This window comes from Kribbella sp. NPDC004536 (assembly GCF_042873835.1).
In the GTDB taxonomy this organism is placed as follows: domain Bacteria; phylum Actinomycetota; class Actinomycetes; order Propionibacteriales; family Kribbellaceae; genus Kribbella.
On sequence record NZ_JBIALY010000001.1, the window covers coordinates 2,687,871 to 2,703,388 of the forward strand.

Genomic DNA, 15,518 nt, shown 5'->3' on the forward strand with positions numbered 1-15,518 from the left:
GCTGCCCGCTGAAGGCTGTGCTCAATCCGCGTCTCGACGCAACGTGATCAAACGTACGTTCTCCGGCACGGTCCGAGCGCGGAAACCCGGTACGGTCGTCGGCGTGAAGCGCGTCGGGGTGCGATGTGATGTGGGGCCGGCCCGGGGCGTCGGGCACGTGATGCGCTGTCTGGCGCTGGCCGAGGAGGTTCGGCGGCGCGGCGTCGAGCTGGTGTTCGTGTGCGACGCGCACACCGTGCCGTGGGCGGCAGAGCAGATCGCTGCGCGCGGGATCGACGTACAGCCGGCGGTGTGGACGGCCGATGAGCACGTGGAGCTGTTTGCCCGGCTCGGGCTGGACGCGGTGGTGTTCGACTCGTACGACCTGGACGCGTCGGTGTACGCGGCCGTTCGTGCGAGTGGGCTGCCCACGGTGGCGATCGTGGACGGGGACTTCCGCGGAGCTCAGGCCGACGTGTTGGTCGACCAGAACCTCGCGGCCGAGCTCGACCGTCCGGTGCTGCCGCGGGGCTCGGTCCGGCTGGCTGGTCTGCCGTACGTGATGATCCGCGACGAGATCCTCGACCTCCGGCCGGCGGTCGCGCCCGCCGATCGGCCGAACGTGGTGCCGACGGTGTTCGCGTTCTTCGGTGGTACGGATGCGTTCGGTGCGGGGCCGTACGTTGCCCGGGCGCTGGCGGCGACTGGCCTTCGGTTCGAGGCGACCGTGGTTGCGCCGGGGGAGGAGCTGGCGCGGCGGATCGCCGACGTCGAGCTGCAGCCGCATCAGGCGCTGAACGTGATCGGGCCGACCGATCAGCTGGCGGCGCGGGTGCGTGCGGCGGATCTGACGATCAGCGCGTCCGGTACGTCGACGTGGGAGCTGTTGTGCCTCGGGGCAACGGCCGGTCTGGTGTGCGTGGTCGACAACCAGGTGATGGGGTACGAGCGCGCGGTCGGCACCGGCGCGGCGGCCGGGCTGGGGCTGCTGAGTGCGCTGCAGGCAGATGTGGGCGCAGCGGATCAAACGCTCAAACGACTTCTCACGGATCCCGTGGAACGCGGGCGGTTGGCACGCGCAGGTTGGGAGCTGGTCGACGGCCGAGGACGCGAACGAGTAGCAGACGCGCTGCTGGGGCTCATCTGAGTTCGTAGATGGTGGCGTCGAGGGTGGCGTGTCGCAGGCGGACGTAGTTGCGGAGCGCCGGCGAGACCTCGCCGGCGCGGTGGTCGGCGTACAGCCAGCGGACGCCGGCCTGCTTGAGCCGGTCGATGGTGGTGGCTGACGGCGCCTTGAACGCGGCGTCGTTGGCGGCGAGCGCTTCGGGCTTCCAGTACGGGATCAGACTCGGGTTGCCGTCGTTGGCGAGCGCGATCCGGTTCGCCTGGTTCGAGTACGACCAGCCCTCGATCAGCACCGGCCGTTCGGACAGCGCCGCCAGCCAGAAGTGCCGGCTGTCGCAGACGCCGTCGCGCTGGATGATGCAGTGCGCGTTGGTCGCGACCAGCTCGCCCGGCTTGCTGTTCCGCCGCAACCACTGCGCCGCTCCGGCCTCCGCCGCGGTCGCCCCGCCGCGGAACGGATGCGCGAACACCAGGTTCGACGCGTTGTCCGACACGAACGCCTGCAACGGCACCAGCGCCGCGCCGATCATGCATACCGCGACCGCCGCGCCGAGCATCGCCACGAAGAAGTTGCCCGGCCGCCGCGCCACCTTCCACACCACCGCGACGAGCAGCGCGACAACCCCCACGACGGCCAGCGTCCACAACCACGGCCCCTTGATGCCCGGCAGGTCCGCCGACTCCGACCGCGCGACCGCGAACCCGGCCAGCCCGAGGAGCCCGGCCGCTCCGACGAGTACGACGGCCCGCCGGTCCCCGAGCCGCCCGACGAGATTCGCCAGCCCGGCTGTCGCGAGTACGGCGACGATCGGGAACGCCGTACGCAGGAAGTACAACTGGCTCACGCCCGACTGGGTCGTGAGCAGCGTCCCGAGCAGCCCGGCGACGGCGACCCCGGCCAGGAACACCGCACCGGTGTCGCGCCACTTGCGGCCGAGGAAGAACAGCCCCGACGCCGCCAGCACCCAACTCAGCAAGGTCGTTGCCCCAGACAACAACTGGGCATGCGGGTTCGAGATCAGCATCGGGTACGGCGCCAGTTGCACGAACGTCTCGAACGGCTTGATCTGCGTACCCCACGTACTGCCGCCGAAGATCGTGATCAGCGCCGCCACGAACACCACCAGCGTGACCAGTCCGCCGAGGAACGCCGGCCGCGTCCGCCGCTTCGCCAGCCCCAGCTGCAGGAACGCGAACGCGAACCCGGCACCGACGACCGGCAGGATCGTCGACTTCGCCCCGGCCGCGACCAGCGCGAGCAGGATCAACAAGACCCATCGATTGCGCGGCTTCCCGTCGGAGCGCAGGAGGTCCACCGCGACGATGCAGAGCGCGAGCGCGATCAGTACGCCGAGGTTCTGCGTCGGGCTCAGGTACGCCGCGACCGCGGTCGAGATCCCGCCCAGCCCGGCGCCGGCCAACGGCTGCACCGCCCCGCCGAGCCCGGCGACGAACACCGCCAGCGGTCCGGCCCAGGTCGCGCCGGACTCCGCAATCGGAACGAGCCGGGTGGCAAGCGCGAACACCAGCCCGCATCCGGCGACGAACAGCGGCAGCCAGCTCAGCGAGTGGATCAGGTCGGTCAGGTCGATCCGCGTCCCCCACTGCGTCGCGGCCGTCGCCTGGTGGAAGAACGTGTGGTACTTCATCGGCTCGCCGCCGAGCCAGAGCGTCCTGATCGGTACGTCGTACTTCGCGCTCGCCGCCAACGCCTGCTGGAACGCGAGGTCCGGGTAGGCCCGCAGCGGATCTGTGTACGCCGGGAGGAACTGGCCTGGACCACGCCGGTAGACGATCAGCAGCACCACCGCCGTCGACGCCGCGAGCAGCCACGCCTGCAGCGGGCGCAACGGCTGTTCGACCCGCCGCCAGACCCGCGCGCGGGCGTCGCCGTCGACGAACGCGATCACCAGCACAACCGGCGCCCACACCCACGACCAAGCCTGCAGTCCGATCGAGGCGCTGGCGAGATACACCAGCACCTGGCCGGCCGTACCGACGGCGAACCCGGCGGACAGGTCCTCCACCAGGTTGCGCCCGTATCCGCCGATCAGGCGCCACAGCGCGAACCCGGGCAGCGTCACCACGACCACCGTGAACAGCACGAACCGGGCCAGTTCGAAGGCGGTCGAATGCAGCGCGAGCAGCACGATCGCGAGGAGCGCGACGCTCAACCCGGCGACCAGACCGGAAAGGGAAGGCCCCGCGGTCCGCGGCCCCCGCCGCCTCGCTCTCGCGCGCATGTCGTAACACTAATGTGAAATCCATCGCGCCACGAACGCAACGTGTCACTCCGTGTGAGACCCAGAGCGCGAACTCCGGCAGTCTCCTGATCACCTCAGCTCTTCGTCACCCCAGGACCACGCTGCTTGGCTTGTGTCTGTGACGCGCCGTTCGTCGCCACTGGTGTCTCCGCCGGCCTGGTCACGCCCCGCTTCTCATGCGTCGGGTTCGTTCCGGCGTGGATGGCGGTCGCAAGCTCGGTGTCCAGCGGCATCCGGACCGGCGTAATCGGCGCCGTGCCGCCAGTCGCCTCGGCAGCTTTGGCCTTGTCCAGCTCGTCAAGGCCCACGCTGAGAGCGCGCTCGTTCCGCTGGCCGCTGACGACGAAGGGCTGGCCGTCCTTGCGTGGCTCGAATGCGATCGCCCGCCTGACCGGCCTCGGATCCTGCGCCGTCCCCTCGGCCTCCTGGTATGTCAGCCGGTGCGACGCACCGAATTTGTACCCGTTCGGCGCATACTCCTCGTCCACCTCGATCTTGATCTCGGCATGGTCGCCGATCTCGCCGTACTTGTCTTGGATCGAGTGCATGCGCTTGCCGTCGAACTCCGCCTCGCGGCCTTCTTCCAAGGCGTCCAGGCCGTCCTCCAGCGCGTTGAACAGCTTGGCATCGCGCCCGGTCGGGTCCTTCGCCGCGGCAGCCTCGAGAGCCTTTCGTTCCGCCTCCAGATCGGGATGCAGGCGAAGCACATAGGGGTCAGCCATCGGAGTCCGGTTGCTCGCCCTTCAGCCGCAGGCGGGAGCGTTCGCGAGGGACGTAGGCCTCGGGTGGGGTGGTTTCGAGTCTCTGCCGGGTCGTTTCCTCCACTCGCGCGGCAGCGGCGGCGTCCTCGAGCAGTTCCTGGTACTCGAGCCACTGGGCGAAGGAGATAATGACGGCCTCAGGTTCGCCGGTGTCACCGAAGACCATCGGCTCTGTCTTGCCTTCGCGGAACCGCTGCAGCATCGTGCTCAGATGCCCGGAGGCCGACTCGGTGTCGATCACGATCACGTGATTGCCGTCAGGAAGCTCGTGGTTCCGCTGGGGTGCCATCCTCGTGTCCCTCCGTTCGCGCAGGTCGCGCGCTACTACCGTACGTGCTGACGGGTGACCGTCGTCGTACGGTTCAAGAGCTCTGGATTTCTGCCGCTGAGTGTGCACCGCTGTACGCCCGGTAACACTGTTGTCGCCGTGATGCCTTAAGCTCAGCGGCCTATGAGTTGGTACGACGCGCTCGAAGCTGGTGAGCTGACCGTGCGGCCGTCCGTGGACGCAGCGAAGCGGTTCGGGGTCTCGATCGACCGGATGTCGGTCTCGGCATCGGCCGGTACGCCGCTGGCGGAGGTGCTGTCCGCGGTCGAGAAGTCGACCGCCGACGTGATCGTGCTCCGCTACCCGGCCCGCGAGACGACCTGGTTCGCGGCGCTCGCGAGCGGTCCGCGCCAGGCGTTGCTGGCCGACACGGTCAGCTGCTGGGCGCTGCCCGTCGGGAAGGGCCGGCGCCCCGCGCCGCTGGCCGGTTTCACCACGCAGGTCGAGGACGACGTCGACGACGACCTGGTGGACGACCTGGTCGCGGACGTGTTCGGCGACTCCGGCAACCACTACTGCTCCGACCCGGTGTTCGACCGCGCGCTCGCGCTGGCCGGCCGGCAGGAATGGGCGCGGCGGCGGATCGCCGCGGCCGGCGCGGTCGTCCTGCGGGGCCCGGACCGGCGGGTGCTCGCGCTCGCGGCGCTCGATCAGGAGACCGCGTGGACCGAGGTCCAGCTCGCCGGCGTCGTGCCCGCCGAGCAGGGCCGCGGCCGGTACGGCCATCTGCTGGCCGCGATCGAGGACGCCTGCACGACCCGCCGCCTCGTGGTCACCACCCAGACCCACCAGACCGGCATCCAACGCATCTGGGCCCGCTACGGATTCGAACCCGTGCATAACCTCCTGACAGTCCACCTCGTTGCCGCTACGTAAAGGGTGTGCCAGCCGATCCCACGCCTACTGCGCGGCACTCGGCGGGCACCTCGCCGCACCGGCGCGAAGGGCACGATGAAACCACATCGAACCCTCCGCGCCGGCGCGCCGAGGCACTCCGCCGAGCACCTGCTCGCGACGGCGTGGGATCGGCCGACACACCCTGAACAGTCAGCCACGGCGAGGGAGGGCATACCGGAGTGACGCCGCGGTTGAGCGTGGTAGTGCCTTTCTACGGCGTCGGCGAGTACCTCGGGGACTGCCTGGAGTCGATCGCACGGCAGGCCTGGACTGATTTCGAGGCGATCCTCGTCGACGACGGATCCCCGGACGACAGCGCCGTCGTGGCGAAGGAGTTCTGTGCCCGGGACCCCCGGTTCCGGCTGATCCAGCAGGACAACTCCGGACCCGGTCCGGCGCGGGACGCGGGGATCCGCGAGGCGACCGGTGAGTACCTCGCGTTCGTGGACGGCGACGACCTGGTGTCGACGTACGGCTTCGCCGCCCTGGTCCGGACGCTGGACCGGACCGGCTCGGACTTCGCCGGCGGCAACGCGCGCCGGTTCAACAACAGCTTCGGCGTCCGGCCGTCGTGGTTGCACAAGCAGCCGTTCGCCCGGGTCCGGCACGCCACGCACGTCAGCGAGTTCCCCGACCTGGTCCTGGACCGGATGCTCTGGAACAAGGTGTACCGCCGCTCGTTCTGGACCGAGTACGGCTACACGTTCCCCCCGATCCGGTACGAGGACTACCCGATCGCGCTCAAGGCCCACCTGGACGCGGTCACCGTCGACACGGTCACGCAGGCCGTCTACTACTGGCGCGAACGCGAGTCCGGCGAGTCGATCACCCAGCAGAAGTTCCAGCTCGGCAACATCCGCGACCGGGTCACCTCGGCCGGAATGGTGCTCGACCTGGTCGAGGACGCCGTACCGGTGGTCCGCCGGCGGGTGCACGCGCACCTGGCGCAGATCGACGTACTGACGCTGATGTCCGCGTTCGGGTCGGTCCCCGCCGACGACGAGCAGGCGCTGGTCGACCTGTCCCGCCAACTCCTCGACGGGCTCGACGAGGAGGTGCTCGCGAAGACCCACCGGTACGACCGGATCCAGCACGCCGCGCTCCGCTCCGGCGACGTCGACCTGCTCCGCCGGCTCGCGGTGTTCCGCAACTCCGGCGGGCTGCGCGGCGGTGCGCGGGCGGTGTCGCGCGGGCGGCGGCTCGAGTACAACTACCCGGGCCTCGGCGAGGCCGCCGTACCGCGCCGGCTGTACGGCGTCTGCGACCAGGACCTCTCGCTCGCGACCAGCGTCCGCGAGGTCGGCTGGGTCGACGGCAAGCTGTCGGTCAAGGGCACCGCGGAGATCCGCCACCTGGAGACGGACCGTACGTCGGCCCTCAGGATCGCGCTCGCCGTCGGCACGACGACGTACCCGCTGGAGGTCCGCCGGTACGCCGCTCTCGACCTGCACGGGACGCAGTCGCTCGTCGGGTTCGAGGTGCTGCTCGACCCGGAGCTGCTCGCGGAATGTACGGGCGCTCCCGCGCACTTCGAGGTGCGGATGCGTTCCGGGCGGCGGGTGCGGACCGGCATGCTCGGCGGGCAGGGACCGGGCAGTCCGGGCTGGCCGCCCGGCGCCTGGATCGACGCGTCGAACTGGATCCAGCCGGGGCCGGGCAAGAACGGTTGGTTCGCGCTGCGCCGGTTGACCGATCCGTGCCGGTTGACCGCGGTCGAGCAGACCGAGGACGAGCTGGTCCTGCACGGACGGGCGTCGTTCGACGAGCCGACGCTGCACCTGAGCCGGCCGGTCGTCGGCGGCGAGGAGGAGATCCCGCTGCAGGTCGACGGGCGGGACTTCACCGCGCGGCTGCCGGTCCGGGAACTGCTCGACGCCGCGAACCACGACGATCCGTTCGGCCAGCGGACGACCCGGGTGTTCCGGGTGCACGACGCCGAGGGCGGGCAGAAGGTGCTGTTGTGGACCGCGGGCGACGCGGCGGTGTCGCGGGTCGTGGACGGCCGCGTGGTCACGCTGACCCGGTCGACCGGCGGGTACGTGAACCTGCACGAGTCGCCGATCCGGACGACCGCCGTCACAGCTGTTGCCGACGGCAAGGAGTTGGTGGTACGCGGATCGGCCGGCGGCGACGTGACGTTCAGCTGGCGGCGGTACCTGGCCGATTCCGACGACCACCTCGACGTCGCGTGCCGTCGTACGGTCGCCGCCGACGGCGGGTGGTCCGTGGCCGTCGACGTGGAAGCGCTCGTCCCGGTGACCGCCGTACAGGTCTCCGTCGATCCGTTGGCCGCGCTGGCCGACTGGATCCTGTTCGCCACCAGAGCCGACGGTACGGCGCACGCCGTCCAGTGCGAGCCGTTCCTGTGCAGCCGGTTGCCGTTGGCAATTGATTGCGGGACGCACGCGCTCGCCGTCCGACCCCATGCCGGCACTCTGCACGTCGAGGTGCGCTGATGCATCACCACAACCACTACTACGGTCAGACGCACATCCTGTCCCGGTACGCCGGGTTCGACTTCGACCATCCGCCGCGGCTGCGTGGATACCTGCAGCACGGGTGGAACATCGGCTGCGGGTGGAACCCGGTGCACGAGTTCTACGACGGCGCGTGGCGCTTCACCTGGAGCGATGCGCCGCGTCGTCGCGGGCACTCGCTCGGGCGGCGGAACTACCACAGCATCGGTGCGCCGTTCCTGTACCTGACCGAGCTCGAGCCGGAGCCTCCGGTGTCCGACGAAGAGGAGCCGGTCGAGCGCGAGGGCACGTTGTGGTTCCTCTTCCACGGGTGGGAAGGCGGCAAGATCCACGGCGACCACCAGCGGCTGATCGACGAGATCCGCGAGACCGAGCCCGGTCCGGTGACGTTCAGCCTGTACTACACCGAGTACGACCGGCCCGAGGTGCGCGGGTTCTACGAGGACGCCGGGTTCCGGGTGGTGTCGTTCGGGCGCCGCGGGTTCTCCTACGAGGGCACCGACCGGCGGTTCCTGTTCAAGCAGCTGGCCGAACTGCGCAAGCACAAGCGGGTCGCCGCGAACCGGTTGTCGACGGCGATCTTCTACGGCGTCGCGGCCGGCTGCGAGCCCGCGGTGTACGGCGACCCGATGGAGATGGACGGCGAGAACCCGCTGTTCGGCGGGCAGAGCCGGATCGAGCGGCTGTGGCCGGAGATGCTCGGCAAGACAGTCGACCTCGAGGCCGCCCGCGCGACCACCGACCTCGAACTCGGTCGCCCCTGGATGATGCCCGCCGCGGAACTGCGGTCGCTGTTCGATTGGAGAGAGCGTGTCTGAAGTCCAGGTCGTCCGGGGCGAGATGCAGCCGTGGACCGATCGTACGGAGTCGCGCCCGGCGCTGGCCGCGTTGCTGACCGACGTCGTGCCTGCCAACCGGCGGACGCTGATCCTCGGGCCGCATGCGCCGCAGCTGATCGAGTCGGTGCTCGCGCACTCGGCCGACGTGACGATCCTCGTGCGGTCGGTGGCGGACGCGCAGCAGTTGGGCGAGGACTTCGGCCCGTGCCTGCAGGTGATCGCCGGCGCGCTGGACGGATTGCAGACCTCGCCGTACGAGGTGATCATCGCGTCGGACGGGTTGGATCGGGTGCTCGGGTACGACAGTGCCGATCATTCCTGGACCGCTCGGCTGGACGCCGTCGCCGCGCTTGCCGCGCCGGATGCGGTCGTTGTGCTTGGGCTGGAGAACGAGTTCTCGCTGCTGAACCTGTTGGACAGCCGACCGGCCGACGAACGCCACGGTGACGACGAGTGGCGGCCGCTGCACGACGATCCGACTCGGCCGGTGTCGGTCGAGCAGTTCCGTACGGCGCTGCCGTGGACGGCTGAGCTGTACGCCGACTTCGCGTCCCGTACGTACGTCCGCGCCGACGTCGCGGCCGGCGCCCGGCCCGGTGAACTCCCCACCCGGTTGGCGATCGCCGCAGTGGAGCAGACCGACGTACCACTTCTGTCTCCCGCTCACGAGGGCCTGGACACCGCCGCCCGAGCCGGCCACCTCGGCGCAGTCCCCACCGGCTGGCTCGCCGTTATCGGCGCCCAGCCCGCCCACGACATCTACTCGGAAACAGCAACCGCAGTCCTTACCGCCGACCAGACCCTCACGGGTTGGGACCTGACGACCACAGGCGGGGGTATTTCCGGTGAGTTGCTGTCGTTCGACCCCTCCGTTGTTCCCAGTGCGATCTCCTCGGGTGTTTCGGTTGAGAGTGTGTTGTTCCGGCTGGCTGCGGCTGAGGATGTGCCTGGGTTCCGGAAGCTGGCGGCGGACCTGGGCGACTGGGTGAGTGAGTCGCGGGTTGTGCTCCGGTGGGATGACGTGGTGTATGACGGCGAATCCTTCTCCCACGGGGTCTCGGGGTGGGTGGCCCAGGACAGTGTGGGGAAGGAAGATCTGCTGGCCGCTGCGTGGGTGCGGTTTCATGGGCGGTTGATCGGGCAGCAGCGGCGGCATCCTTGGCCGCCGTGGATGGTGGGGGACGATCTCGTGTCCGCCTGGTTGGGGATGTCTGGGGTGGAGGCGCCGGAGCAGACGCCGGCCACTTCGCCCGACACCGTTCCGGCGACCAGCGAGCAGGTTGCCCGCGGCAAGCAGATCGCGGCCGCGTTGGACGACATGCTTGGGGTCGCCAATGAAGTGGTCGACGTACGGACAGCGCTCGCGGAGGCGGAAGCGGCCAAGCACGAGCTGTTCGAGCTGAAGGGGCACGTCTACGGGCTGGAGCGCACCCTCGGCTTCCGGAACAAGGCGATGAAGACCCGCGAGAACCGCATCCGCGAGCTCCGCGGGCAGCTCCAGAAGGTGAGCGCCGCGCACGAGCGGATCCGCGGCTCGCGGACGTACGCCGTCTCCCGCGTCATCTTCCACGCCGCCCAGGTCCGCAAGCCCGAGGTCGTCGCCCGCAAACTCGTCCGCAAGTTCCGGAAGAGATGACCGCGCCACGCCTGAGCGTGGTAGTTCCGTTCTACAACGTGGGGGCATACATCGGGGACTGTCTCGACTCGATCGCGCGGCAGACGTTCGCGGATTTCGAGGCGATCCTGGTCGACGACGGTTCACCGGACGACAGCGCGGTGATCGCGAAGGAGTTCTGCAGCCGGGACCGGCGGTTCCGGATCGTCGAGCAGCCGAACGCAGGTCTCGGCCCGGCGCGGAACACCGGCGTCGAGCACGCGTCGGGGGAGTACGTCACGTTCGTCGACAGCGACGACCTGGTGACCCGGCACGGGTTCGGGCTGATGGTCAAGGCGCTCGATCGGACCGGGTCGGACCTGGCCGGCGGCAACGCCCGACGGTTCAACAACAGTTACGGCGTACGCCCGTCCTGGCTGCACGGACAGGTTTTCACGGCGGACCGGCTCGCCACGCACATCTCCGAGACGCCGCAGCTCGTCCTGGACCGGATGGTGTGGAACAAGGTCTACCGGCGGTCGTTCTGGGACGAGTACGGGTACCAGTTCCCGGCGATCCGGTACGAGGACTACCCGGTCACGCTGAAGGCGCACCTGGACGCGGTCACCGTCGACACGGTCGCGGCGCCGGTGTACTTCTGGCGCGAGCGGGAGTCCGGTGACTCGATCACCCAGCAGAAGTTCCAGCTCGCGAACATCCGCGACCGGGTCGTCTCGGCCGGTCTCGTGCTGGACCAGGTCGAGGACGCGTTGCCGGAGATCCGTAGCCGGGTGCACGCGCACTTCCGGCAGATCGACCTGCACGCAATCCTCTCGGCGTTCGGTACGGTCCCGGCCGAGGAGGAGCAGCACCTCGTCGAGCTCACCACGGAGCTGCTCGACCGGCTCGACGACGATGTACTCGCGAACTCGCCGCGCCTCGCCCGGCTCCAGTTCGACGCCCTGCGCGCGGGCGATCTCGAACTCCTGCACAAGGTCGCGCTCGACCCGGACACGGCCGAGGAACACCTGCAGCTGACCAAGTCCGACTTCACGCTGGCGACCAGCGTGCGCGAGGTGACCTGGATCGACGGCGAGCTGTCGGTCCGCGGTACGGCGGAGCTCCGGCACCTGCAGGACAAACCGTCGAACCTCCGCATCGGCCTGATGGTCGCGGGCTGGAACCATCGGCTTCCGCTGCGGCGGTACCCGGCGGCCGACCTCCGCGGCGAGCAGAACCTGGTCGGGTTCGAGGTCCGGGTCAGCCGCGAACTGCTCGCGAAGTGCCCGGCCGGCCCGGCGCACTTCGACGTCCGGCTGCGAGCCGGCGGGATCCGGCGGCGCGACCGGCTGCGCGGGCAGAAGGCCGGCAGCCCGGGCTGGCCGCCCGGGGCGTGGATCGACGAGACGAACTGGATCCAGCCCGGTCCGGGCGAGAACGGCGCGTTCGCGGTCCGGCGGTTGCCGGATCCGTGCCGGTTGACCGCGGTCGAGCAGACGCCGGATGCGCTCGTACTGCACGGGCGCGCGGCGTTCGACGACCCGTCGTTGTTCGTCGGCCGGCCGCTGTCGGGTGGTGAAGAGGAACTGCCGCTCGAAGTGCGCGGCCGCGACTTCACCGCTCGGCTACCGATCGGGCCGATCCTCGCGGAGATCAACCCGGACGACCCGTTCAGTCAACGGACGACGCGCGCGTTCCGGATGCGCGGGCCGGAGGGTCGCGAGCAGGTGTTGCTGTGGACCGCGGGCGATCGCCTGGTGTCGCACGCGGAGCGCGGGCGGGTGGTGATGCTGACCCGCTCGACCGGCGGGTACGTGAACCTGCACGAGTCACCGATCCGTACCACCGCCACGGCTGCCGTTGCCGCAGGCAACATGTTGGTCGTCCGCGGGCCGGACTGGGGCGACGTCGCGTTCAGCTTGCGCCGGTACCTCCCGGACTCCGACGACCACGTGGACGTCGACTGCCGCCGTACCGTCTCCGACGACGGCTGGGCCGCGGTCGTGGAGATGGCCGCGCTGGAACCGGCCGAGTGGATCCTCTTCGCCACCGCCCCCGACGGCACCTCCCACGCAGTCCAGTGCGAACCCTTCCTCTCCAGCCGCCTCCCGCTGACCATCACCCGCGGCGCCCACACCCTCGCCGTCCGCCCCCTGGCCGGCACCCTCCACCTCGACGTGAGTTAACGCCGCGCGATCATCAACTGATGGGTGACAGGCCAGTCGACCGGGGTGCCGTCGGGGGTGGTGATGGAGGCGACCGGGGCGATGCGGTTGGTGATCAGCCAGTCGTTGCGCCAGGCGTGGGACGACGGGTCGATGGTGAAGCCGGTGCGTTCGGCGACCGCGGACCAGCCGGCGAAGTTCAGGCCGCAGAACTGTTCGTGGGTCTCGCTCAGCCAGTTGTCGACGTAGTCCTTGCGGGTCAGGAAGTCCATCGCGTCGGCGAGCCGGAGTACGATCCCCTCGCCGCGAACCTCGTACTCGAACGGTACGCGAGCATTCCGCCGGAAGTCGTCCGCGAACTGGAAGAACCGCGCCCGGGTCGACAGCTTGCCGACGTACGCGGCCGCGTCGTCGAGCGTCTCGAGCTCCGCCACGTCGTCCGGGTTCACCCCGTCGCTGTCGTCCAGCCGCAGTACGACGGAACGGTCCGGCTCGTCCGGTCCGCAGACGTCGGAGTTGATCCAGACGCCGTGTGGTGCGGTGTGCGCGTACAACGCATCCGCGAACCGCTGTACCGTCGCCGGCCGCGAGCCGTCGGCGTACGACCAGATCTCGTGGGTGAGCGCGAGCGTCAACGTGGTGTCGATCGACCGCGGCGGGAAGACCGCTGAGCCGAGCATGTTGCGCTGGTAGAAGTACACGTTCGGGTTGCTGAAGAGGCCTTGCTCCTTCTTGTGTACGCATTCCGCGTACAGGTGCCGGGCGACCTCGACCCCGATCAGGTCCGACTCGTGGAACCGCGGATCCCGATCGACGAGCTGCAGCGTCGCGCCGGTCGCGCACCCGATGTCGAGGATCCGCCCCGGCCGCACGAAGTCCTTGATCTGCGACCATTTCCGGTCCGCGGCGGTCTCGAACGCGTCGGCGTACGTCTTGTAGTCGCGCGTCGTCGTCAACCCGCCGTCGTCCCCCACGACCGGGTCGTTCACACACCGCGCAACATGCGCATCCAGCGCGTACCGCTCGAACACGTCCACAGTCGCGGGATGCGCCAACGATTTCCACGAATTGTTGCCAGCAGCAATCATCAGCAAGACGTCCCAAGGCCGTGCCGTCCCCTCCGGCTCGACCCCGATCACCTGATACCCCAGCCGCTCGTAAAGCTTGCTGACAGCAGGCGTAGAACAGGCCACGAGCGTATTGGCCGGCGTCAACCGCACGAGATCATCCGTCCCGGCCTCCACAGCCTTGACGGTCACCTCGGCAAACTCGTCGGTCGGCGGCGTATCCACCACCCCCACCACCAACGACCGAATCCCCTCCACCACACTGAACCGCTCGATCGCGGCTTCCCGCCGATCGAACCCCACCGGATTCCGCTTGGTCGTCTGATGATTGGCCGAAGTAACGGCCCAAACCACAGTCCGCCCACCAAACCCCCGCAAAAACTCCCCCTGAAACCGAGTCAAGACATGATGCCGCCCGGGGAACAGCAGGTACATCAGAGCAGGTCCCAGGTGAGAGGGGTGCCGGCTTGTGCGTCGGTGCGGAAGGGGCGGCCGTTTACCTGGGGGAAGAGGTCGGGGGCGAGGCCACCGGCGGGGCGGATGGAGCGGACGTTTTCGAAGGTGATGAGGTCGCCGGCGCGGACGTCCTGGGTGACGTACAGGGAGCGGCGGAAGCGGAGGACGTTCTGTTCGGCTTGTTTGGGGCCGATGACCGGTTTGCCCAGGGAGAGCTGTGCTACCCGGGTGCTTTCGACCAGCAGTTCCAGTTCCCAGGGTTCCAGGGAGAAGGCTGAGTCGACTCCGCCGTCGACCCGCTTGAGGGTTACGTGCTTCTCGATGACGGTCGCGCCCAGAGCTACCGCGGCTACCGCGGCGCCGATGCCCATCGTGTGGTCGGAGAGGCCTACCTGTACGTCGAGGGCGTCGCGGAGTACCGGGATGCCGCGGAGGTTCGACTGCTCCGGGGGTGCGGGGTAGCTCGCGGTGCAGGAGAGCACGATGATCTGCTCGTTGCCGGTGGAGCGCGCGGCGCGAACGGCGGCGTCGATGTCGGTCAGCGTCGCGGAACCGGTCGAGATGATGATCGGCTTGCCGGTCTCGGCCATGCCGCGGACCAGCGGGAGGTCACCGATCTCGTTCGACGCGACCTTGTACGCCGGTACGTTCAGCTTCTCCAGGAAGTCGATCGCGGTGCTGTCGAACGCGGACGAGAACGCGACCAGCCCGAGCGACGCCGCCAGCTCGAAGATCGGCTCGTGCCAGGCCCACGGCGTGTGCGCCTCCTCGTACAGGTCGTACAGCCGCGCCTCGCTCCACAGTTCGTGCTCTGCCGGCAGCCGGAACGCCGGCAGGTCGAGATCGAGCGTCATCGTGTCCGCGGTGTACGTCTGCAGTTTCAGCGCCTGTGCGCCGGACTCCGCAACCGCCCGTACGATGTCGAGCGCCCGTTCCAGGTCGCCGTTGTGGTTCCCGGACATCTCCGCGATCACGAACGGCTGATGCTCCGGCCCGACCGGCACATCCCCGATCTCGATCGTGTTGTTCATGCTTTCCCCTGGTTTCGACGGTCTTGTTTGCGCAGGCTGATCGGGATCACGGTGAGTTCGCGACCGTCCGCGTACCGAGTCTCCGGTGTGCCTTCGGTGAACCGGAAGCGCCGGTTCATCTGCCGGACCACGGCGTTGTGTTCGAGCACCTCACCGGTGAGTACGTCGAGACCGAGCTCGTCGAACGCGTACGCGGTCGCCTCACGCATGATCTCGATCCACGCCGGCAGCGTCTCGCCGCGCTCGGCCAGCCCGTCCGCGTCCAGGAAGAACCCCCACGCGCCCGCCGTACCGTCGAGGTCGAAGAAGTTCACCACCCCGGCGGTCGCGCCGTCCCGCGTGTAGATCAGCACCCGCCGCGACGGGTCGACCGACGTCTTCGCCCACCACGCGGCGTGTTCGCCGGCGCTGATCTCGTGCGAGGTGATGCTCACCTCCCGATTCGCCTGCTGGTTCCGCAACGTCCGGATGAGGTCGACGTCGTCGTCGGTCGCGGTCCGCAGCATGCTCCTAACCTAGCGTCTTCTCTTCGGGG

12 protein-coding genes are annotated in these 15,518 nt (G+C 69.2%); 6 read left to right on the plus strand and 6 right to left on the minus strand.

What is annotated here, in order from left to right; all coding sequences use genetic code 11:
- The first annotated feature begins 43 nt into the window (after nt 1–43).
- On the plus strand, nt 44–1,126 hold the full coding sequence (locus tag ACFYRU_RS13495) for a PseG/SpsG family protein (RefSeq protein ID WP_387657237.1): 1,083 nt from the start codon (nt 44–46) through the stop codon (nt 1,124–1,126).
- Here the strand turns inward: ACFYRU_RS13495 and ACFYRU_RS13500 are convergent.
- From ACFYRU_RS13500 to ACFYRU_RS13510, 3 genes are all read right to left on the minus strand, one after another.
- A complete protein-coding gene (locus ACFYRU_RS13500) occupies nt 1,119–3,347 on the minus strand; it encodes a hypothetical protein (RefSeq protein WP_387657240.1) in 2,229 nt (742 codons plus the stop codon). The genes ACFYRU_RS13495 and ACFYRU_RS13500 overlap by 8 nt on opposite strands.
- Before the next feature lie 95 nt (nt 3,348–3,442).
- Entirely contained in the window at nt 3,443–4,090 is a 648-nt protein-coding gene (locus ACFYRU_RS13505; protein ID WP_387657243.1) for a hypothetical protein, read from the minus strand.
- Nucleotides 4,083–4,418: a hypothetical protein gene (locus tag ACFYRU_RS13510; protein WP_387657245.1), complete on the minus strand. Its 336-nt coding sequence runs from the start codon at nt 4,416–4,418 to the stop codon at nt 4,083–4,085. Before ACFYRU_RS13510 ends, ACFYRU_RS13505 begins: the two co-directional genes overlap by 8 nt.
- A gap of 162 nt (nt 4,419–4,580) precedes the next feature.
- Here ACFYRU_RS13510 and ACFYRU_RS13515 point away from each other — a divergent pair, with 162 nt between their 5' ends.
- From ACFYRU_RS13515 to ACFYRU_RS13535, 5 genes are all read left to right on the plus strand, one after another.
- Nucleotides 4,581–5,333 carry an N-acetyltransferase gene (locus ACFYRU_RS13515; RefSeq protein WP_387657248.1) on the plus strand — a complete coding sequence of 251 codons (753 nt, stop codon included), beginning with the start codon at nt 4,581–4,583 and terminating at the stop codon, nt 5,331–5,333.
- Between the two features lie 218 nt (nt 5,334–5,551).
- On the plus strand, nt 5,552–7,810 hold the full coding sequence (locus ACFYRU_RS13520; RefSeq protein WP_387657251.1) for a glycosyltransferase family 2 protein: 2,259 nt from the start codon (nt 5,552–5,554) through the stop codon (nt 7,808–7,810).
- Nucleotides 7,810–8,649 (plus strand): hypothetical protein, encoded by an 840-nt coding sequence (locus ACFYRU_RS13525; protein ID WP_387657253.1) that lies wholly within the window; start codon nt 7,810–7,812, stop codon nt 8,647–8,649. Before ACFYRU_RS13520 ends, ACFYRU_RS13525 begins: the two co-directional genes overlap by 1 nt.
- The gene (locus ACFYRU_RS13530) at nt 8,642–10,306 is read left to right on the plus strand and encodes a hypothetical protein (RefSeq protein ID WP_387657255.1); all 1,665 of its coding nucleotides are present in this window, start codon (nt 8,642–8,644) and stop codon (nt 10,304–10,306) included. Before ACFYRU_RS13525 ends, ACFYRU_RS13530 begins: the two co-directional genes overlap by 8 nt.
- Nucleotides 10,303–12,450, plus strand: coding sequence for a glycosyltransferase family 2 protein (locus ACFYRU_RS13535; protein WP_387657257.1), 2,148 nt, complete (start codon nt 10,303–10,305; stop codon nt 12,448–12,450). The genes ACFYRU_RS13530 and ACFYRU_RS13535 overlap by 4 nt, the downstream gene beginning before the upstream one ends.
- On the opposite strand, the gene ACFYRU_RS13540 is transcribed toward ACFYRU_RS13535, so the two are convergent.
- The 3 genes from ACFYRU_RS13540 to ACFYRU_RS13550 form a co-directional block, all read right to left on the minus strand.
- Complete coding sequence (locus ACFYRU_RS13540; protein WP_387657260.1) at nt 12,447–13,799, minus strand: class I SAM-dependent methyltransferase; 1,353 nt, start codon at nt 13,797–13,799, stop codon at nt 12,447–12,449. The two genes, ACFYRU_RS13535 and ACFYRU_RS13540, sit on opposite strands and share 4 nt — an antisense overlap.
- 131 nt (nt 13,800–13,930) lie before the next feature.
- Nucleotides 13,931–14,983 carry a pseudaminic acid synthase gene (gene pseI, locus ACFYRU_RS13545; protein ID WP_387657263.1) on the minus strand — a complete coding sequence of 351 codons (1,053 nt, stop codon included), beginning with the start codon at nt 14,981–14,983 and terminating at the stop codon, nt 13,931–13,933.
- Entirely contained in the window at nt 14,980–15,489 is a 510-nt protein-coding gene (locus ACFYRU_RS13550) for a GNAT family N-acetyltransferase (protein ID WP_387657266.1), read from the minus strand. Before ACFYRU_RS13550 ends, pseI begins: the two co-directional genes overlap by 4 nt.
- Between the last annotated feature and the right edge of the window lie 29 nt (nt 15,490–15,518).